18 protein-coding genes are annotated in these 16,959 nt (G+C 41.7%); 8 read left to right on the forward strand and 10 right to left on the reverse strand.

Translation table 11 applies throughout. The features are described 5' to 3' along the window. Window positions 1-23: 23 nt before the first annotated feature. The gene (locus tag AC0C66_RS12175) at window positions 24-665 is read right to left on the reverse strand and encodes a YkyA family protein (RefSeq protein ID WP_072182638.1); all 642 of its coding nucleotides are present in this window, start codon (window positions 663-665) and stop codon (window positions 24-26) included. Between the two features lie 247 nt (window positions 666-912). Between AC0C66_RS12175 and AC0C66_RS12180 the strand changes: the two genes are divergently transcribed. Both AC0C66_RS12180 and def read left to right on the forward strand, forming a co-directional pair. Next, window positions 913-1,065, forward strand: a complete 153-nt coding sequence (locus AC0C66_RS12180) for a YjcZ family sporulation protein (RefSeq protein WP_003222298.1) — start codon at window positions 913-915, stop codon at window positions 1,063-1,065. Window positions 1,066-1,174: 109 nt separating this feature from the next. After that, the gene (gene def / locus AC0C66_RS12185) at window positions 1,175-1,729 is read left to right on the forward strand and encodes a peptide deformylase (protein WP_072182639.1); all 555 of its coding nucleotides are present in this window, start codon (window positions 1,175-1,177) and stop codon (window positions 1,727-1,729) included. A 35-nt stretch (window positions 1,730-1,764) separates the two neighbouring features. Here def and AC0C66_RS12190 read toward each other — a convergent pair whose 3' ends face one another. After that, complete coding sequence (locus tag AC0C66_RS12190) at window positions 1,765-2,538, reverse strand: Cof-type HAD-IIB family hydrolase (protein ID WP_072182640.1); 774 nt, start codon at window positions 2,536-2,538, stop codon at window positions 1,765-1,767. A gap of 382 nt (window positions 2,539-2,920) precedes the next feature. Between AC0C66_RS12190 and rnpZA the strand changes: the two genes are divergently transcribed. Further along, entirely contained in the window at window positions 2,921-3,130 is a 210-nt protein-coding gene (gene rnpZA, locus AC0C66_RS12195) for an RNA polymerase subunit omega 1 (RefSeq protein WP_014113654.1), read from the forward strand. A gap of 5 nt (window positions 3,131-3,135) precedes the next feature. Beyond that, window positions 3,136-4,803, forward strand: a complete 1,668-nt coding sequence (rnjA, locus tag AC0C66_RS12200; RefSeq protein ID WP_061187390.1) for a ribonuclease J1 — start codon at window positions 3,136-3,138, stop codon at window positions 4,801-4,803. A 236-nt stretch (window positions 4,804-5,039) separates the two neighbouring features. Here rnjA and ade read toward each other — a convergent pair whose 3' ends face one another. The 5 genes from ade to abhA all read right to left on the reverse strand — a co-directional run bounded on the left by ade (window position 5,040) and on the right by abhA (window position 10,265). Further along, the gene (gene ade, locus AC0C66_RS12205) at window positions 5,040-6,773 is read right to left on the reverse strand and encodes an adenine deaminase (protein WP_079288726.1); all 1,734 of its coding nucleotides are present in this window, start codon (window positions 6,771-6,773) and stop codon (window positions 5,040-5,042) included. Between the two features lie 155 nt (window positions 6,774-6,928). Next, on the reverse strand, window positions 6,929-7,594 hold the full coding sequence (gene ktrC / locus AC0C66_RS12210) for a Ktr system potassium transporter KtrC (protein WP_003222311.1): 666 nt from the start codon (window positions 7,592-7,594) through the stop codon (window positions 6,929-6,931). A 71-nt stretch (window positions 7,595-7,665) separates the two neighbouring features. Further along, window positions 7,666-8,493 carry a gamma-glutamylcyclotransferase family protein gene (locus AC0C66_RS12215; protein ID WP_072566217.1) on the reverse strand — a complete coding sequence of 276 codons (828 nt, stop codon included), beginning with the start codon at window positions 8,491-8,493 and terminating at the stop codon, window positions 7,666-7,668. 16 nt (window positions 8,494-8,509) lie between these two features. Next, window positions 8,510-9,796 (reverse strand): two-component sensor histidine kinase KinC, encoded by a 1,287-nt coding sequence (gene kinC, locus AC0C66_RS12220; protein WP_014113650.1) that lies wholly within the window; start codon window positions 9,794-9,796, stop codon window positions 8,510-8,512. 190 nt (window positions 9,797-9,986) lie between these two features. Further along, complete coding sequence (gene abhA, locus AC0C66_RS12225) at window positions 9,987-10,265, reverse strand: transcriptional regulator AbhA (RefSeq protein ID WP_041520942.1); 279 nt, start codon at window positions 10,263-10,265, stop codon at window positions 9,987-9,989. Window positions 10,266-10,548: 283 nt separating this feature from the next. Here abhA and mreBH point away from each other — a divergent pair, with 283 nt between their 5' ends. From mreBH to AC0C66_RS12240, 3 genes are all read left to right on the forward strand, one after another. Next, the gene (mreBH, locus tag AC0C66_RS12230) at window positions 10,549-11,556 is read left to right on the forward strand and encodes a cell shape-determining protein MreBH (protein WP_014113648.1); all 1,008 of its coding nucleotides are present in this window, start codon (window positions 10,549-10,551) and stop codon (window positions 11,554-11,556) included. Between the two features lie 101 nt (window positions 11,557-11,657). After that, entirely contained in the window at window positions 11,658-11,792 is a 135-nt protein-coding gene (locus AC0C66_RS12235; RefSeq protein WP_003238865.1) for a protein YkpC, read from the forward strand. 111 nt (window positions 11,793-11,903) lie between these two features. Further along, window positions 11,904-13,136 carry an aminopeptidase gene (locus AC0C66_RS12240; RefSeq protein WP_088679423.1) on the forward strand — a complete coding sequence of 411 codons (1,233 nt, stop codon included), beginning with the start codon at window positions 11,904-11,906 and terminating at the stop codon, window positions 13,134-13,136. Window positions 13,137-13,166: 30 nt separating this feature from the next. Here AC0C66_RS12240 and AC0C66_RS12245 read toward each other — a convergent pair whose 3' ends face one another. Next, window positions 13,167-14,078: a ketopantoate reductase family protein gene (locus AC0C66_RS12245; protein WP_079288729.1), complete on the reverse strand. Its 912-nt coding sequence runs from the start codon at window positions 14,076-14,078 to the stop codon at window positions 13,167-13,169. Window positions 14,079-14,139: 61 nt separating this feature from the next. Next, complete coding sequence (locus AC0C66_RS12250) at window positions 14,140-15,759, reverse strand: ABC-F family ATP-binding cassette domain-containing protein (RefSeq protein ID WP_014113645.1); 1,620 nt, start codon at window positions 15,757-15,759, stop codon at window positions 14,140-14,142. A 181-nt stretch (window positions 15,760-15,940) separates the two neighbouring features. Here AC0C66_RS12250 and AC0C66_RS12255 point away from each other — a divergent pair, with 181 nt between their 5' ends. Continuing rightward, window positions 15,941-16,210, forward strand: coding sequence for a hypothetical protein (locus AC0C66_RS12255; protein WP_003222329.1), 270 nt, complete (start codon window positions 15,941-15,943; stop codon window positions 16,208-16,210). Between the two features lie 35 nt (window positions 16,211-16,245). On the opposite strand, the gene sipT is transcribed toward AC0C66_RS12255, so the two are convergent. Beyond that, a complete protein-coding gene (sipT, locus tag AC0C66_RS12260; RefSeq protein ID WP_014113644.1) occupies window positions 16,246-16,827 on the reverse strand; it encodes a signal peptidase I sipT in 582 nt (193 codons plus the stop codon). Between the last annotated feature and the right edge of the window lie 132 nt (window positions 16,828-16,959).

Here is a 16,959-nt window from a genome sequence, read left to right on the forward strand (position 1 = left end):
GCTTAATATTAATTCACCCTATGTTACCTACAAAACAGTCTTTCTTTCTCTTTGTTGTAATCATCAGTAGAAGTATTGAATTCTTCCGTTTGTTTATACACTTTTTCGTAAACTGAATTCACTTTATCAATTTGCTCTGCAAGTTGAACGAATGTCGTCTTTTTATCCTTTATCTGATTGTATAGATCTTTTTCATATAAAATAGCCTTTTTATAGTTATGATACATCGAGTCATAAGAGGCATATCTTTTTTCCATTAATACAATTACTCGATTCGCTAATATTTTTACTTTCTTATCTTTAATTGCCTCAGCTGATTTTTTTGCTGATTCAAATTCTTTTTTAGAATCCATAATACTATCTTTTTCTGCTTCCAAGTGTTTCTTGCGCTGTTTTGCATTACTGAGAGCCTGATTAGCTATTGAGACAACTTTTTGGTAATCATCTATATTTAGTTTAAGCGCGCTGTCGTAAAGCTTATGCTCTTTTTTTTCCAATCTTTTTAAAGCCTTTTGTTCTTTTTGAAACGGCTTTTCTAATTGTACGGTTTTTTCCAGCGAATCATGAAGCATTTCAAACGGTTGCTTTCCACAACCGGTAAGCAGTATACTTACTGCCCCAATTGCTCCCATGCCCACACACATTCGTTTCAGAAAATTTTTCATACTAAATCCCCCAATTTCAGACACTTTCCACTATAGATGTCTAAGCGCCATTTGACAATAGTTCAGTCACAATTACTTTTCTAGAACTTCGGATGTACCCGTCAGTGAATTGTCATAAAGATCGCGCAAAAAGTTGAAGAAAACAAGGCGGATGACCATACAACTTTTTTGTTTTTACATAGGTTATAGTAGACGCTATGCCTACTTCTAAAGGCTCTGGCGTAATTAAAAGAGGAGGTTTTGTAATATGTATGGATATGGTTACGGCGGAGGCTGCTGCAGTTATGGTGGTTACGGATATGGCGGTTATGGCTACGGCCGCACCTTTGCGCTAATCGTTGTTTTATTCATTCTGTTAATCATTGTCGGAGCTGCTTATTTAGGCGGAGGCTGTTGCTAATTACACAGCTTGAACTTGACCAGCCATCTTCGGCTGGTCATTTGTTTCGTTGCACCTTTGTGAAGAAATCCGATATAATTTACATATTAAGCTTTAGGAGTGAAGTTTCTTGATTACTATGGAAAACATCGTACGTGACGGCCATCCAGCCCTCAGAGAGACAGCCGAACCTGTTGAACTGCCTCCGACTGATGCAGAAAAACAGCAGCTGGCCGACATGATCGAATTCGTTAAGAACAGCCAAAATCCTGAATTAGCCGAAAAATACAAGCTGCGTCCAGGCGTAGGGCTCGCAGCTCCTCAAATTAATATCAAAAAACGAATGATCGCTGTTCATGCGGAAGATGCTTCCGGTAAGTTATACAGCTATGCTTTGTTTAATCCTAAGATCGTCAGCCACTCTGTTGAAAAAAGCTACTTAACAAGCGGCGAGGGCTGCCTGTCTGTTGATGAAGCGATTCCCGGTTATGTTCCCCGCTATGCTCGCGTCAGAGTAAAAGGAACAACCCTTGAAGGCGAAAACATTGATATCCGTTTAAAAGGATTTCCGGCTATTGTGTTTCAGCACGAGATTGATCATTTGAACGGCGTTATGTTCTATGATCATATTGATAAGGAGAATCCTTTCAAAGAACCTGAAAATGCAATCGCGATTGAGCGCTAAAAAGAAAAACGGCTGGCACAGTGCCAGCCGTTTCTTTATTTTAAAAGACCTAATTCTTTCACAGCGTATGCAATTCCATCCTCGTCTACTGGCTTTGTTACAAAGTCCGCGATTTCTTTCAATTCAGGAACAGCATTTCCCATAGCTACACCTGTCCCGACATACTCAATCATTTGCAGATCGTTTAATCCGTCGCCGAAAGCATATGTATCGCTGATATCAAACGGTAGACGCTCGATCACTTTTTTGATCCCTTCCGCCTTCGAACCTCCATGCGGCAGAACATCAGTCGAATACTCATGCCAGCGCACTAAATCAAATTCAGGAAAAGCGGCATAAGCTTTTTCTTCTTCATCCTGGCAAAATAAAAGAAGCTGAAAAATTTCTTTACCTTCATAGAAAAGGTCATCAGTTTCTGGATAATCGGTTTTAAGGCTGCCGATTCCCTCCAAAACATGAGGGTGATCCGCAACAGTCGCTTTCATCGTGTCCTCAGCCATAAACACGACAGGATGTTTGCCCTCTCCCGCCTGCTTTAATAATCGCCTGATTGCCTCCTCAGACAGCGGATTTTTATAAATTACTTGATTTTCAAAGACAACATACTGCCCATTATAGGAAATAAATGAGTGTATGCCCAGCTCCTCCAAAATCGGCTTAACCAAAAAAGGAGACCGCCCGCTGGCAATAAACACATGATGCCCTTGGCGTTGCAGCTCCGCTACCGTTTTTCTCGTACTTTCCGGTATATTCTTGTCATGATCATATATCGTACCGTCAATATCAAAAAAGATTAATTTTGAATCCATTGTAACTTCCCCTTTATCGTCTTGATCTGCAATTCCCACCCTCATCATACAAAAAGATTGCCATTCAGCAAACTATTTCATTCAAAAATCATATTAAATTCCATTAATAACCACGAAAAGTCTTCCTCAACCTCCGTATACTATTTGTATAAAAGAACTCTGGACAAATGTTTATAAAAGGAGGGACTGACAAATGCTGCGCAAATTAAGAAAGAAACTCAGAAAACAATGGAACGGAATGCTCCGCAAGAAAGCCATTGCCTGACAAGGGATCTTTCACTTTTCGAGAGATCCTTATTTTGCTCAAGGCTTTCCTTATATTCCGTTTTCGAATATAATAGAGTAAGCGAGTCTAACATACGGCATTTAAGGAGAGATTTGGATGATTTATAAGGTATTTTATCAAGAAAAGGCTGACGAAGTACCTGTTCGGGAAAAGACAGATTCACTTTATGTTGAAGGCGTATCTGAACGTGACGTCAGAACAAAGCTGAAAGAGAAGAAATTTAATATTGAGTTTATCACACCTGTTGATGGTGCATTTTTAGAATATGAACAACAGAGCGAAAATTTTAAAGTATTGGAGTTATGAGCGGTATGAAATTTGTAAAAAATGATCAGACTGCTGTTTTCGCCCTCGGAGGTTTGGGCGAAATCGGTAAAAATACGTATGCAGTTCAATTTCAGGATGAAATTGTGCTGATTGATGCGGGGATCAAGTTTCCCGAGGATGAACTGCTCGGCATTGACTACGTTATCCCTGATTACACGTATTTAGTCAAAAATGAAGATAAAATTAAAGGGCTTTTTATCACCCACGGGCACGAAGACCACATTGGCGGTATTCCGTACCTGCTCAGACAAGTGAATATTCCTGTTTACGGCGGTAAACTCGCGATCGGCTTACTTCGGAATAAACTTGAAGAGCATGGATTATTAAGACAGACGAAACTGAACATTATTGGTGAAGATGATATCGTAAAGTTCCGCAAAACGGCTGTGTCATTCTTCAGAACAACACATAGTATTCCGGATTCCTACGGTATAGTTGTAAAGACGCCGCCAGGAAACATCGTACATACTGGAGATTTCAAATTCGACTTTACTCCAGTCGGCGAGCCAGCAAACTTGACGAAAATGGCCGAAATCGGAAAAGAAGGCGTTCTGTGCCTCCTTTCAGACAGCACAAACAGTGAGAACCCAGAGTTCACTATGTCTGAACGCCGTGTCGGAGAAAGCATTCATGACATTTTCCGCAAGGTAGACGGCCGAATTATCTTCGCTACATTTGCGTCGAATATCCATCGCTTGCAGCAGGTAATTGAGGCTGCTGTAATAAATGGAAGAAAAGTTGCCGTATTTGGACGCAGTATGGAATCGGCTATCGAAATCGGACAAACTCTCGGATATATTAACTGTCCTAAAAATACATTTATTGAGCATAACGAAATCAATCGTTTGCCTGCCAATAAAGTAACAATTTTATGTACAGGAAGCCAAGGGGAACCGATGGCGGCATTATCAAGAATTGCAAACGGCACACACCGCCAGATTTCAATTAATCCTGGGGATACAGTCGTATTTTCTTCATCCCCTATCCCAGGCAACACAATCAGCGTGAGCCGGACGATCAACCAGCTGTATCGTGCGGGGGCCGAGGTTATTCACGGACCTCTTAATGATATCCATACATCCGGTCACGGCGGACAGGAAGAACAGAAGCTGATGCTTCGTTTAATCAAGCCTAAATTCTTCATGCCGATTCACGGTGAGTACAGAATGCAAAAGATGCATGTCAAACTTGCAACAGATTGCGGCATCCCTGAAGAAAACTGCTTTATCATGGATAATGGTGAAGTATTGGCGCTTAAAGGCGATGAAGCTTCAGTTGCCGGCAAAATCCCGTCTGGTTCAGTATACATTGACGGAAGCGGTATCGGTGATATTGGGAATATCGTGCTTCGTGACCGCAGAATTCTTTCTGAAGAAGGTCTTGTCATTGTGGTTGTCAGCATTGACATGGATGGCTTTAAGATTTCAGCGGGACCTGATTTGATTTCCAGAGGATTTGTGTACATGAGAGAATCTGGCGACTTGATCAATGACGCTCAAGAGCTTATCTCAAACCACTTACAAAAAGTGATGGAACGAAAAACGACTCAATGGTCTGAAATCAAAAATGAGATTACAGACACGCTTGCGCCGTTCTTATATGAAAAAACGAAACGCCGTCCGATGATCCTTCCGATCATTATGGAGGTTTAAAAAAAGATGCACTCTCTTAGGAGTGCATCTTAGATTGTTGACAAAATCCTAAAACGATTTTTAGTTTTAGGATTTTGTCATCTTTTCAGCGTGATTGAAAACCCTTGAATTCTAGGAAGGGCGAGCATCGGAGCACAGCGAATGTTGAAATTCGTGAGCACCGAAGCGCAGGCCTGACAACGAATGCGAGGGTTTGTCGACATGCTGAGATGCACTCACTTTGGAGTGCATCTTTTTTATTGCAATGCAATATGCTGAAATGACTTTACATCAAATAATCCCGTTGTCGTCATTTTGATATCAGGAATGACAGGCAATGCTAAAAACGACAGCGTCAAAAATGGATTAAACCCGCCTGTGAAACCGATTAACGACAATTTATCATGCAGCATCAGTAAGCTTTGATTTACCTGTTCTGCAGATTGGTCGGATAATAACCCCGCGATCGGCAGCGGAACTGAATGAAGCTCTTCTCCATTTTTTATGACCGTTAATCCTCCGCCAATTTCCTGCAGCTTATTAACTGCAGCCGCGATATCGGCATCATTTGTTCCGACTGCAATCATATTATGGGAATCGTGCGAGATGGTTGTAGCAATCGCTCCGCTCTTAAATCCAAATCCTTTCACAACACCAAGCCCGATTTCTTTTAAACCATTATGCCGCTCAACAACTGCAATCTTTAACAAATCGAGCTCAATGTCAGACTCAAAATCGCGAGCATTAGGTGCCTCGACATGTATCAATCGTGTTTCAAGCTGATTTGGAATGATTTGAATCACATTGATCTGCTGCTTTGAATCAATCGGCATATAAAAATTCTGTTTGTTAAGAGGAGCAGCAAGCTTAACAGAATCAAGCAGTGCTGGTTCTGGTGCCGCCGTTGAAGCACAATCTTGATAGATTGCTTTGCTGCCTTCAGCAACAGTCTGTCCTTTTACCATCGTCATTGTGACAGTGACGTTTTCCAGATCAGATACAAAGAGCAAATCAGCGTCAAAACCTGGGGCAATCGCTCCCTTTGTATCTAATCCATAGCATTCGGCTGCGTTAAGGCTTCCTAATTGATAGGCTAAAAACGGATTTAGTCCGGCTTGAATCGCCATTTTCACCTGATGATTCACACTACCCTCTGACAATAAATCATCCACATGCTTATCATCCGTACAGAAGAAGAAACGGCGCGCGTTCTTTTCATTCACAGCCGGCAGCACATTGAGAGTGTTTTTTGCGACTGACCCTTCACGCATCATCACATACATTCCCCTTCTAATACGATCAAGGGCTTCTTCCTTCGTCGTTACTTCATGATCGTTTAAGACCAATGCGGTTCTATATATGTTAATGAGGTCTGTAGATAAACCCGCCAAATGACCGTCTATCCGCTTTCCTGCAACACGGGCATCGAGCAGTTTCTGAACCATATCTTCTTCAGCCTGCTGAACCGACACATAATCCATAACTTCAGCCAGCCCCAATACTTCTTCCTCTTCGTAAAAAGGCTTTAAATCGGCAGCTTTGAGCACTGCGCCTGATCGCTCAAAGCTTGCGGCAGGCACACTGGAGGGGAGCATAAAATGGATATTCAGCGGTGTTTGCCGAGCCTGTTCAATCATGAATGCAATCCCTTTTTCCCCAGATACATTCGCGATCTCATGCGGATCGGTAACAACGGTCGTCACGCCATGCGGTAGTACCGCTTTAGCGAACTCTATTGGTGTAACCATTGATGACTCAATATGTACATGTCCATCAATAAAACCCGGAACAATCATTTGTCCCTCTGCATCAATGATATTTTCGCCTTCATACTCGCCGAGGCCTACAATGACTCCATCTGTAATCGCAATATCTTCATATATCCACTCTTGATTATATACGTCCATGATTTTTCCGTTCTTAATGACGATATCAGCTTTTTGTCTTCGGGCTGAAGCATTCAGCCTATTGACCAGCTCTTCTTTATTCAAATAGGCCCCTCCTCTTTTTTATTATATGGTACAATATGCTATCGGAACGCCTATGCTTAGTCAATAAAATTTTAGGAAATTGACGCTCATTTCATTAAAGTTGTTATATTCTGATAATATTAAAAACCGCCCTTTGGGGACGGCTTGTTTTACTGCTATTTTGTATGAAGAACTCTTTTTTCAAAACGGGAAATGTCTGTAACTGATCCAATGACGATGAGAATATCTTCTTGATGTATAACTTCCGTCGCAAGAGGTGATACGATGACTTCCTTGCCCCTTTTGATGGCTACGATGTTAATACCGTATTTCGCACGAATATCTAAATCGAGAAGCGTATTTCCAGCCAGACGGCTGTTAGCTACGATTTCAACAAGACTATGCTCTTCAGACAGCTCCAAATAATCAAGTACGTTGTTGGACACGATGTTATGTGCAATTCGTTTTGCCATATCGCGTTCTGGGTGGACGATGTGATCTGCACCGATTTTAGACAGCACTTTTTCGTGATAATCATTCTGTGCCTTAACTGTAATGGTATGAACGCCAAGTTCTTTCAGAATGAGAGTCGTTAAAATACTCGCTTGAATATTTTCTCCGATTGCAACAATAACGTGGTCAAAATTTCGCAGACCCAAATTTTTCAGGACAGATTCGTCTGTTGAATCACCGATAACGGCGTGGGATGCGATCTTGGCATACTCGTTGACTTTATCTTCATCGATATCCATCGCCATAACTTCGACGCCTTCTTCGCTTAATGCTTTGCAAATACTGCCACCAAAACGGCCTAGTCCAATTACCGCAAATTCTTTTTTCATAATGGTGCTCCTTTACCTGACTTCATATTGATCAAATTTTATCATATTCTTTTGTAACAGTGTTAATTTCGTTACCCTTTTGGAAGCGAATTCATATGCTGCTTGAGCTTTTCAGCAAACCCCGGTGACAAATACAGCTCCGCTCCGCGTTCAATTTCAATCTGATAGTGCTGAGGTGGGGCAGTTTCCGCTTCTTTTTGGAGGACGAGAAAAGTTAAGCAGTCTGTGTAGCGCCTTCCGCCTGCCTCAACGTCTACAAATGCCGGCCGATACGTAAGAGATTCAACGCCTTCCCTTTTATACAGATAGGAGAGAGCAGAGAAAGGAATACGATATAAAACGCCTTCTGTTGTTCCTCCGTCTTCTATCATATCCGCTCTTGAGCCGTCTTCCCTTTTTAGGGTGAAGCGGGTTGTATAACCTTTTAAAACAGCTCTTCCCACTGGATCTTGAAAATAGTGATCGACTCCTGCCTTTTGAAAGCGGGCATTGTCCATGCAGGACCCATAGGCAAAATAATAAACAGGATTTTGCGATTTACTGATCATCTGATGTTCTTTCCAGTCGCCGCTGCTTATTATCGGAAAGCCGGCACACTCGTCTTTGTTCATAAAATAAACAAGCGCTTTTTTGATCCCGGCATCCGTTTCTACAAGCACCGTTTGTTTATCATAGCCTTGATAAAATTGATCGAGCTTATGTATACACAATTCATCTGCTTCATATACCTCGCCGCATATATAGCCCTCATCTTCAAAAACGGCTGCGGGCCCCTCTTTTGCAGCAAACAGACATCCCTTCGTTCTGGCCTGCTCACTGATACATGCCGATTGTGCAAGCAGATGATGATTTTCTTCATGTTTTCTTAATGTCCCGTATACAAACAGAAGCGAGTTCATCTTCATTTTTCCCCTCTCAGCTGTCTGAAGTTAAAGGCAAAACAACTTGAAAGACGCTGCCTTTTCCAGCTTCACTTTCGATTTTCAATTCCCCGTCATGTTCTTTCAAAATTCTCAAACAAATGGCAAGTCCGAGTCCGGTTCCCTTTTCTTTTGTTGAATAAAAAGGTTTGCCAATCTGTTTCAGCTTTTCCTGCGGCATGCCGTACCCTTCATCTTTGACGCTTATCACTGCATGAGAGGCTGTTTTAGCAGTCGAAATGGTTACGACACCGCCTTTTGGCATTGCCTCAATCCCATTTTTAATGATATTGATAAAGACCTGCTTCAGCTGATTTTCGTCTCCGTTAATCATACAGCCATCTGTCTCTTTGAAATTTTTTTCTATGACGATATTGGACAGAATAGCATTGGTATCAAGCAATGTCGTGACTTGTTTCAGGATCTCGTTGAGCTGATGCATTTTAAATGTGACCGCCTGCGGTTTTGCAAGCAGCAACAGCTCACTGAGCACCAAATCGATTCTTTTAATCTCTGAAAAGATGATGTCAAAATAGCCTTTTCTGTCCGGATATTGTGTTTTCATAATCTGAAGGAAACCGCTGACAGATGTTAAAGGGTTTCTGACCTCGTGTGCAATGCCAGCGGCAAGTTCACTCGTGATTGACAGTTTTTGAGATTCTCTCGCCAGCCGTTCATTAATCTCAATGAGCTCATCTTCAGCCTCTTTCCGCTCAGTAATATCTGACATTGTACCCAGGCTGCCTGTAAATTGGTCATCTCGGTCGTAGTAAAGTTTATAATGAACTTCTCCCCAAAAAATCGTGCCGCTCTTTTTCACGTATTTTGCCGTAAACATGCCAGAAGACGCTTTGTTTTGAATTTGGCTGTTAATGTGGTCGGCTACGTGCTTTTCTTTTATGAAGTAATCATTATACATCGTTCCCATACATTCACTGATTGAAAAGCCGGTTATGGATGCCCACGCTTGGTTTAAATATGTAATTTCGCCTTTTGCATTCGTTTGAAATACAATTTCTTGTAAATTATCCATGATGCGGTTTTTTTCTTCAGAAAGCTGTTTATACTTCCATTCATTATCCTTCATTTTCTTAACCAGCTGCTGTTTCTCATCAATATAATAAGCCAGCATCCAGACACTTACCAGCGTGACTGCAGTATACACAATATCAACAGGCCAATTAATCGGGTTTTTGCCTATAAAATAAAATAAATAATCCCAAAACATTATAAAAATCATTGCCAAAATGATGGAAATGATACGAGCTTGATATTTTCTCATATGACCACCTGCCGCTTGTGTTTCTCTACTTATTGTACCATTCTTCGACAAATAATTGAGTAAAATATGTAAAGTATCCCAAATCATTCATTACCTAATGTTCATGATGTCATATCTTAGGGGTGGTAATCAGAAATTGGCACGAAAAAAAGACGGAGATGATATCGCTCCGCCTTTTTCAAACATGATATTATTCTTTTAAAGCGGCTTGAATTTCTTCGAGAAGCAGCTGTGCACCTTCAGGACTTAACGTAATTTTACCGTTGCCGTATTCTTTATTTTCTGAAGTGATTTCTCCGGTCATTAAACAGACGCCATGAGGTTTGTACTTTTTCAAGATAATTTTTTCTCCGTCAACAAAAAACTCAATACTGTCTTTTATAGCAATATCAAGTGCCCGTCTTAATTCTATCGGCATGACAATACGCCCTAATTCATCTACTTTTCTAACAACACCTATTGATTTCATAAAAACCCTTCTTCCTTTAAATGTTTCTTTTCTCATGTAATGTTTAAGGATGTACCTCAATATATCGTAGACGTACGAAACTTAGAAAAAGTTTCCCACTTTCTATAAAGAAGTACAAGATATTTTTTCCATAAAACCGAAAAATGTATTACTTCTGTTACACAGTTCCGCGATTTTTTACAAAAACATTTCTTTACCGACGCACACCCCCAAAAATCGCTTCATTTCTTAGAAACTTTAAATGTAGAATCATATAAAATCAGGATAAAGATTGGGTGAAAACATGTTTCAATCAACTGAAATCGGGATTGACTTAGGAACAGCTAATATACTTGTTTACAGCAAAAATAAAGGGATTATCTTAAATGAACCATCTGTTGTCGCAGTGGATACAACGACAAAAGCAGTTCTTGCGATCGGGGCTGACGCGAAAAACATGATCGGTAAAACACCGGGAAAAATTGTCGCTGTCAGACCAATGAAAGATGGCGTAATCGCAGACTATGATATGACAACCGATCTGCTAAAACACATTATGAAAAAAGCCGCAAAAAGCATCGGCATGTCGTTCAGAAAACCGAACGTAGTCGTTTGCACACCTTCAGGCTCAACCGCAGTAGAACGCCGCGCCATCAGTGATGCGGTGAAAAATTGCGGCGCGAAAAACGTCCATTTAATTGAAGAGCCAGTAGCAGCAGCGATCGGAGCGGATTTGCCGGTAGATGAGCCGGTTGCCAATGTGGTGGTAGACATCGGCGGTGGGACGACGGAAGTCGCGATTATTTCCTTCGGCGGCGTTGTTTCCTGCCACTCTATCAGAATAGGCGGAGACCAGCTTGATGAGGATATCGTTTCTTTCGTCCGGAAAAAATACAATTTACTGATCGGCGAACGCACAGCTGAGCAGGTGAAAATGGAAATTGGCCATGCCCTGATTGAGCATGTTCCTGAAGCAATGGAAATTCGGGGACGCGACCTCGTGACAGGCCTTCCAAAAACCATTATGCTTCAATCTAATGAAATTCAAGATGCAATGCGTGAATCTCTCCTCCATATTCTCGAAGCCATCAGAGCTACACTTGAGGACTGCCCGCCTGAATTGAGCGGAGATATTGTTGACCGCGGCGTTATTTTAACAGGCGGCGGCGCGCTCCTTAACGGGATTAAAGAATGGCTCACAGAAGAGATTGTCGTGCCTGTACACGTGGCGCAAACCCCGCTTGAATGTGTCGCAATCGGCACCGGCCGTTCTTTAGAAGTGATTGATAAGCTTCAAAAGGCGGTTAAATAGTCTTTTCCTGAAAAAAATCTCACATACAGCAAATTTCTTGCTTCTTTTTTCCTCACTCCCTTCATATTGTGGGAAATGGAGAAACGTTAAGGAGGAAACAGATGCTAAGAGATTTAGGAAGAAGAGTAGCGATCGCAGCCATTTTAAGCGGAATTATTCTTGGAGGCATGAGCATTTCTTTAGCAAATATGCCTCATTCGCCTGCAGGCGGCACTGTAAAACTGAATCATCCGTAATATCGAAAGACCCAAGACATGTTGTTTTGGGTTTTTCACTTTGGCCTCCTTTCTTTCCTTTATAGGATCATATTTGATATGATGAGAAAAAAGCTTAAGGAGGAATGATTCATGGATTCATTTTCACAGAAATTAAATACATATGCGCAGCTGGCTGTTGAGGTCGGGGTAAACGTCCAAAAAGGCCAGTATGTAGTCGTAAATGCTTCAACAGATGTACGGGATTTTGTCCGCTTAATTGTGAAATATGCATATGAAAAAGGTGCAAAAAATGTCACGGTGAATTGGCAGGATGACGAAGTCGCCAAATTAAAATATGAACTCGCGCCGTTTGAAGCTTTTGAAGAATACCCTGAATGGGAGGCAAAAGGCAGAGAAGAGCTTGCTAAAAAAGGAGCCGCTTTCATCTCTGTTGTGTCGTCAAACCCAGACTTACTAAAAGGTGTAGATTCTAAACGGATTGCTGCCTTCCAAAAAGCAGCAGGCAAAGCATTACATACATACAGACAATATATTCAATCGGACAAAGTCAGCTGGACTGTCGTAGGTGCGGCGTCAGCGGGCTGGGCTCAAAAAGTTTTTCCTGACAAATCAGAGGAGGAAGCGATTCAGCTTCTGTGGGAAGAAATTTTTAAAGCGACGCGCGTAAACGAAGACAACCCGGTACAAGCGTGGATTAATCATGATCAAAATCTTCATGAAAAAGTTGACCATTTGAACGAGAGGCATTATGCTGCTTTACATTATCAAGCAGAAGGAACTGATTTAACAATTAAGCTCCCTAGGAAGCATGTTTGGGCTGGTGCTGGAAGCGTGAGTGAAAGCGGCCATGAGTTTATGGCCAATATGCCGACAGAAGAAGTATTCACACTTCCCCAAAAAGACGGGGTCGACGGAGTGGTATCAAGCACAAAACCGTTAAGCTATGGCGGAAATATTATTGAAAACTTCACTCTCACGTTTGAAAATGGCCGTATAATCGATATTAAAGCCGAAAAAGGTGAGGACATTTTAAAAGAACTGGTGGAAACAGATGAGGGTTCTCACTATTTAGGTGAAGTGGCGCTTGTTCCATACGATTCACCTATATCACAATCAAATATTCTTTTCTATAACACATTGTTTGATGAAAACGCGTCAAATCATTTGGCGATCGGAAGTGCATATGCCTTTAACATTGAAGGCGGAAAACAGATGTCTCGTGAGGAGCTTGTTAAAGAAGGCTTAAATGAAAGCATTACACACGTGGACTTTATGATTGGTTCTAAGGATATGAATATTGACGGAATTACGTCAGACGGAAAAAGAGAGCCTATCTTCAGAAACGGAAATTGGGCTTTTTAAATAAGCAAAAGGAGGCTTTTCGCCTCCTTTTTATTTTTCTGCTTCATACATTTGCAGATTGGCATAAACCGTTTCTAATATAGGTGCTGCAAGAGATAAACGCTTTGCTTTTTCAAGCAAAAAGCCGTGCAGGTGGTCGCCTTCAGTCGTTTGTCCGTTTTCCATATCACGAAGCATGGAGGATTTCATATGATAAGACATGCTTGTCATCGTACGGAAGCTCTCTTCTTCAAGATCCGGATCTGCAGGAACGCCTTCTTTTCGCAGAATAGCGCCAATTTCCGCAATAAGGGTTTGGACCGTGTGACGTCCGCCTTCTGTCTCAAGGATCGGGCCAAGCGGTCTTTGAAATAACGTTGTGATCCCCGCTTGTGCCGCAATAAACAGATACTTTTTCCAAATGTCCTTCTCGATATGTCCGCTGATAATGACTTCTGCCTTCACGCCTGAAAATGCCTCTTCAAGCGCTGTTATTCGTTCCGTACGCTCACCGTTCCACTCTCCGAATACAAAACGATGCGATGCACTCGTATGATGAATTTCTCCCTTATTGTCTAGAGCACTTTCTATAAAACACAAGCCGCCCAGCACCTGTTCTTTTGAAAATGCCGTAAACAGCTGCTCGTAGTGGCGGTACCCATTTAAGAAAGGGATAATGACAGATTCGCGATCGACAAACGATTTGACATCGTCTATCACCTGACCAAGTGAATATGCTTTAGAAGCAATGATAACGACGTCAAAATGCCCTGTTTCTCCGGCACTGATTAATGCGGGCTGAAATGATACATCCCCCTTTTCACTATGGATGACAAGCCCGGTTTCTTTTAACTGCTCAGCTCTTTTATGGCGTACGAGAAATGTCACATCATTGCCTTTCTCTGCAAGCCGACCGCCAATATATCCGCCTACTCCTCCTGCTCCGACAACTAAACATTTCATGCTGTGATCTCCTTTCAACTCTATGTATCAAAAAAAAGCAGAGGAATCTCTGCTTCTTTTATTACGCGTATAGTTCAGCCAGTTTTTTCTGCACATCAGCATTTTCAAGGAACTCATCATAGCTCATTTGCTTATCGACGATGCCGTTAGGTGTAATTTCTATAATTCTGTTGGCAATTGTCTGTACAAACTGATGGTCATGGGAAGTGAACAGCATAGCGCCTTTAAAGCTGATTAAGCCGTTATTGAGCGCTGTAATGGATTCTAAGTCTAGATGGTTGGTCGGCTCATCTAAAATTAAAATATTAGCGCCAGAAAGCATCGCTTTCGACAGCATACAGCGAACCTTTTCTCCCCCGGATAGTACATTTGCTTTTTTGTGGACTTCTTCTCCGGAGAACAGCATGCGACCTAAGAATCCGCGTAAAAAGCTCTCACTTTGGTCATGAGGAGAATATTGGCGAAGCCAGTCTACAAGATTCAGATCACTGCCTTCGAAATATTCGCTGTTGTCTTTTGGAAAATAAGCTTGAGATGTCGTAACGCCCCATTTAAACGTTCCGCTGTCAGCTTCCATTTCCCCGGAAATGATTTTAAACAGCGTAGTAACAGCCAATTCGTTGCGGCCAGTGAAAGCAATTTTATCTTCTCTATTCATAATAAAGCTGACATTGTCGAGCACCTTTACGCCATCGATTGTTTTCGTTAAGCCTTCCACCCGAAGAACATCATTTCCGATTTCCCTTTCAGGCGTAAAGTTAACATAAGGATAGCGGCGGGAAGATGGTTTAATATCATCCAGCGTAATTTTTTCGAGAAGTTTCTTTCTTGATGTAGCCTGCTTAGATTTAGACGCATTGGCGCTGAATCTAGCGACAAACTCTTGAAGCTGTTTAATTTGCTCTTCTTTTTTCTTGTTCGCTTCTTGAGAAAGCTTTAACGCCAGCTGGCTTGATTCGTACCAGAAATCATAGTTTCCGACATAGATTTGGATCTTGTTAAAATCAAGGTCAGCAATGTGCGTACACACTTTATTTAAAAAGTGACGGTCATGGGATACGACAATAACAGTGTTTTCGAAGTTAATCAGAAACTCTTCCAGCCACTGAATCGCCTGAAGGTCCAAGTGGTTCGTCGGCTCATCAAGCAGCAGAACATCCGGCTTGCCGAATAATGCCTGTGCCAAGAGCACTTTTACTTTCTCTGAACCGCCAAGGTCTTCCATCTTCTTCGTATGAAGGTCTTCTGAGATACCAAGGCCTTTTAAAAGAATCGCAGCTTCACTTTCCGCTTCCCATCCGTTCAGCTCCGCAAATTCACCTTCGAGCTCAGCAGCACGAATTCCATCCTCGTCTGAGAAATCAGGCTTCATGTAAATGGCGTCTTTCTCCTGCATGACTTCATACAGGCGTTTGTGGCCCATAATAACCACTTTCAGCACTTCATACTCTTCGTACTCAAAATGGTTCTGCTTCAAGATGGCAAGACGCTCGCCAGGACTCATATGAACATCGCCTGTCTGAGGCTCGATTTCGCCTGAGAGCACTTTCAGAAACGTTGATTTACCGGCACCATTTGCACCAATTAACCCATAGCAGTTGCCTGGGGTAAACTTAATATTAACATCTTCAAATAACTTGCGATCCGCAAACCGCAAGCTTACATTATTTACAGCAATCATTTATTATCCTCCATCATGTCTATCATCAATAAAAGTATACCATGAATGCAGGGCAAGAGAAATGATTCCCTGATAAAACAAGAGAGAAAACACTTATACACTCAAACCGGCCGGCTATGTTACAATTGAACAGAGAGAATGCATCCGGCTGGAAAATTACACACTCTCATGGAGGAAAACGTTGAGGCTTTTAACACTTACTGAATACTGTTTATTGATCTTTTTTACGGGTTTTTACCTTGCCGTAACAGGCTTTACCGCCAAAGATATCGGCCTATATATTGGAATAGCCCTAATTTACATATTTTCGCACATTTTCTCTAAACGACTTTTAGAAAAGCGCGGAAAAGAGAACAAACAGGTTCACCTTTTCTTCAGTGTACTGGCCATTATCGGTTCAGTGTTCATTACTGTATTATGCATTGCATTGGTCGCTTCTTTTTCAAATTAAAAAACGCCTGCTGTCCAAAGGCCAGCAAGGCGTTTTTATTTTGTTTGACGCATTTCGTTAAACGGGAAAAAGACAAACTTCGATGTGCCGACAATCCGGTCTTCCGCAATCAGTCCCAGCCCGTTTCGGCTGTCCATTGAATTCAGCCGGTTATCTCCCATGACAAAATATTTGCCTTTCGGAACCTTAACCGGTCCAAAGTCGCCTGTCAGACTGACACCAAGTTTTTCTGCTTCCTTTTTGTTTTTAGACAAGTAAGGCTCGGCTACTTTTTTTCCGTTTATATAAAGCGTGTCATCCTTCATTTGAACGGTTTCTCCGGGCTTTCCGATCAATCGTTTTACGTAATGGATTTTCGAAGTCTCACCGTTGATAATGACGATATCTCCGCGCTTCAGCTCGCCGATATAGTTGACTGTCTTATTCACAAACAGCCTTTCTCCATCATGTAATGTGGGATACATAGATGAACCTTCAACTAAATAGGGTTCAAACAAAAAGTGACGGATCAGGAGAGCCAGCAGAACCGCGATGACAATCGCTTTTCCCCATTCCAAGTACGTATTGGTTTTTTTCTTCGCCGTTTTTTCAGTTTTCGTGTTTTTTTCCTCGGTCAAAGTGTTTCCTCCTAGACGATTGCTATGTCAGTTGTTTCCCTTCTTTTACTTTATCATAAAAGATAATAAAATACATAACTTAACCGCGCTCCAGCGAGCAGGATAAAGAAAAAGCGTCCTTTTGAATCAGGA

This window comes from Bacillus sp. VA13 (assembly GCF_055710085.1).

Bases quoted from the DNA above. Each gene is read 5' to 3' on its own strand.
- AC0C66_RS12175 (WP_072182638.1), bottom strand. From the start codon at position 665: ATGAAAAATTTTCTGAAACGAATGTGTGTGGGCATGGGAGCAATTGGG.
- AC0C66_RS12180 (WP_003222298.1), top strand. From the start codon at position 913: ATGTATGGATATGGTTACGGCGGAGGCTGCTGCAGTTATGGTGGTTAC.
- AC0C66_RS12190 (WP_072182640.1), bottom strand. From the start codon at position 2,538: ATGGATTCAAAATTAATCTTTTTTGATATTGACGGTACGATATATGAT.
- rnpZA (WP_014113654.1), top strand. From the start codon at position 2,921: ATGATTTATAAGGTATTTTATCAAGAAAAGGCTGACGAAGTACCTGTT.
- rnjA (WP_061187390.1), top strand. From the start codon at position 3,136: ATGAAATTTGTAAAAAATGATCAGACTGCTGTTTTCGCCCTCGGAGGT.
- ktrC (WP_003222311.1), bottom strand. From the start codon at position 7,594: ATGAAAAAAGAATTTGCGGTAATTGGACTAGGCCGTTTTGGTGGCAGT.
- AC0C66_RS12215 (WP_072566217.1), bottom strand. From the start codon at position 8,493: ATGAACTCGCTTCTGTTTGTATACGGGACATTAAGAAAACATGAAGAA.
- kinC (WP_014113650.1), bottom strand. From the start codon at position 9,796: ATGAGAAAATATCAAGCTCGTATCATTTCCATCATTTTGGCAATGATT.
- abhA (WP_041520942.1), bottom strand. From the start codon at position 10,265: ATGAAATCAATAGGTGTTGTTAGAAAAGTAGATGAATTAGGGCGTATT.
- mreBH (WP_014113648.1), top strand. From the start codon at position 10,549: ATGTTTCAATCAACTGAAATCGGGATTGACTTAGGAACAGCTAATATA.
- AC0C66_RS12235 (WP_003238865.1), top strand. From the start codon at position 11,658: ATGCTAAGAGATTTAGGAAGAAGAGTAGCGATCGCAGCCATTTTAAGC.
- AC0C66_RS12240 (WP_088679423.1), top strand. From the start codon at position 11,904: ATGGATTCATTTTCACAGAAATTAAATACATATGCGCAGCTGGCTGTT.
- AC0C66_RS12245 (WP_079288729.1), bottom strand. From the start codon at position 14,078: ATGAAATGTTTAGTTGTCGGAGCAGGAGGAGTAGGCGGATATATTGGC.
- AC0C66_RS12250 (WP_014113645.1), bottom strand. From the start codon at position 15,759: ATGATTGCTGTAAATAATGTAAGCTTGCGGTTTGCGGATCGCAAGTTA.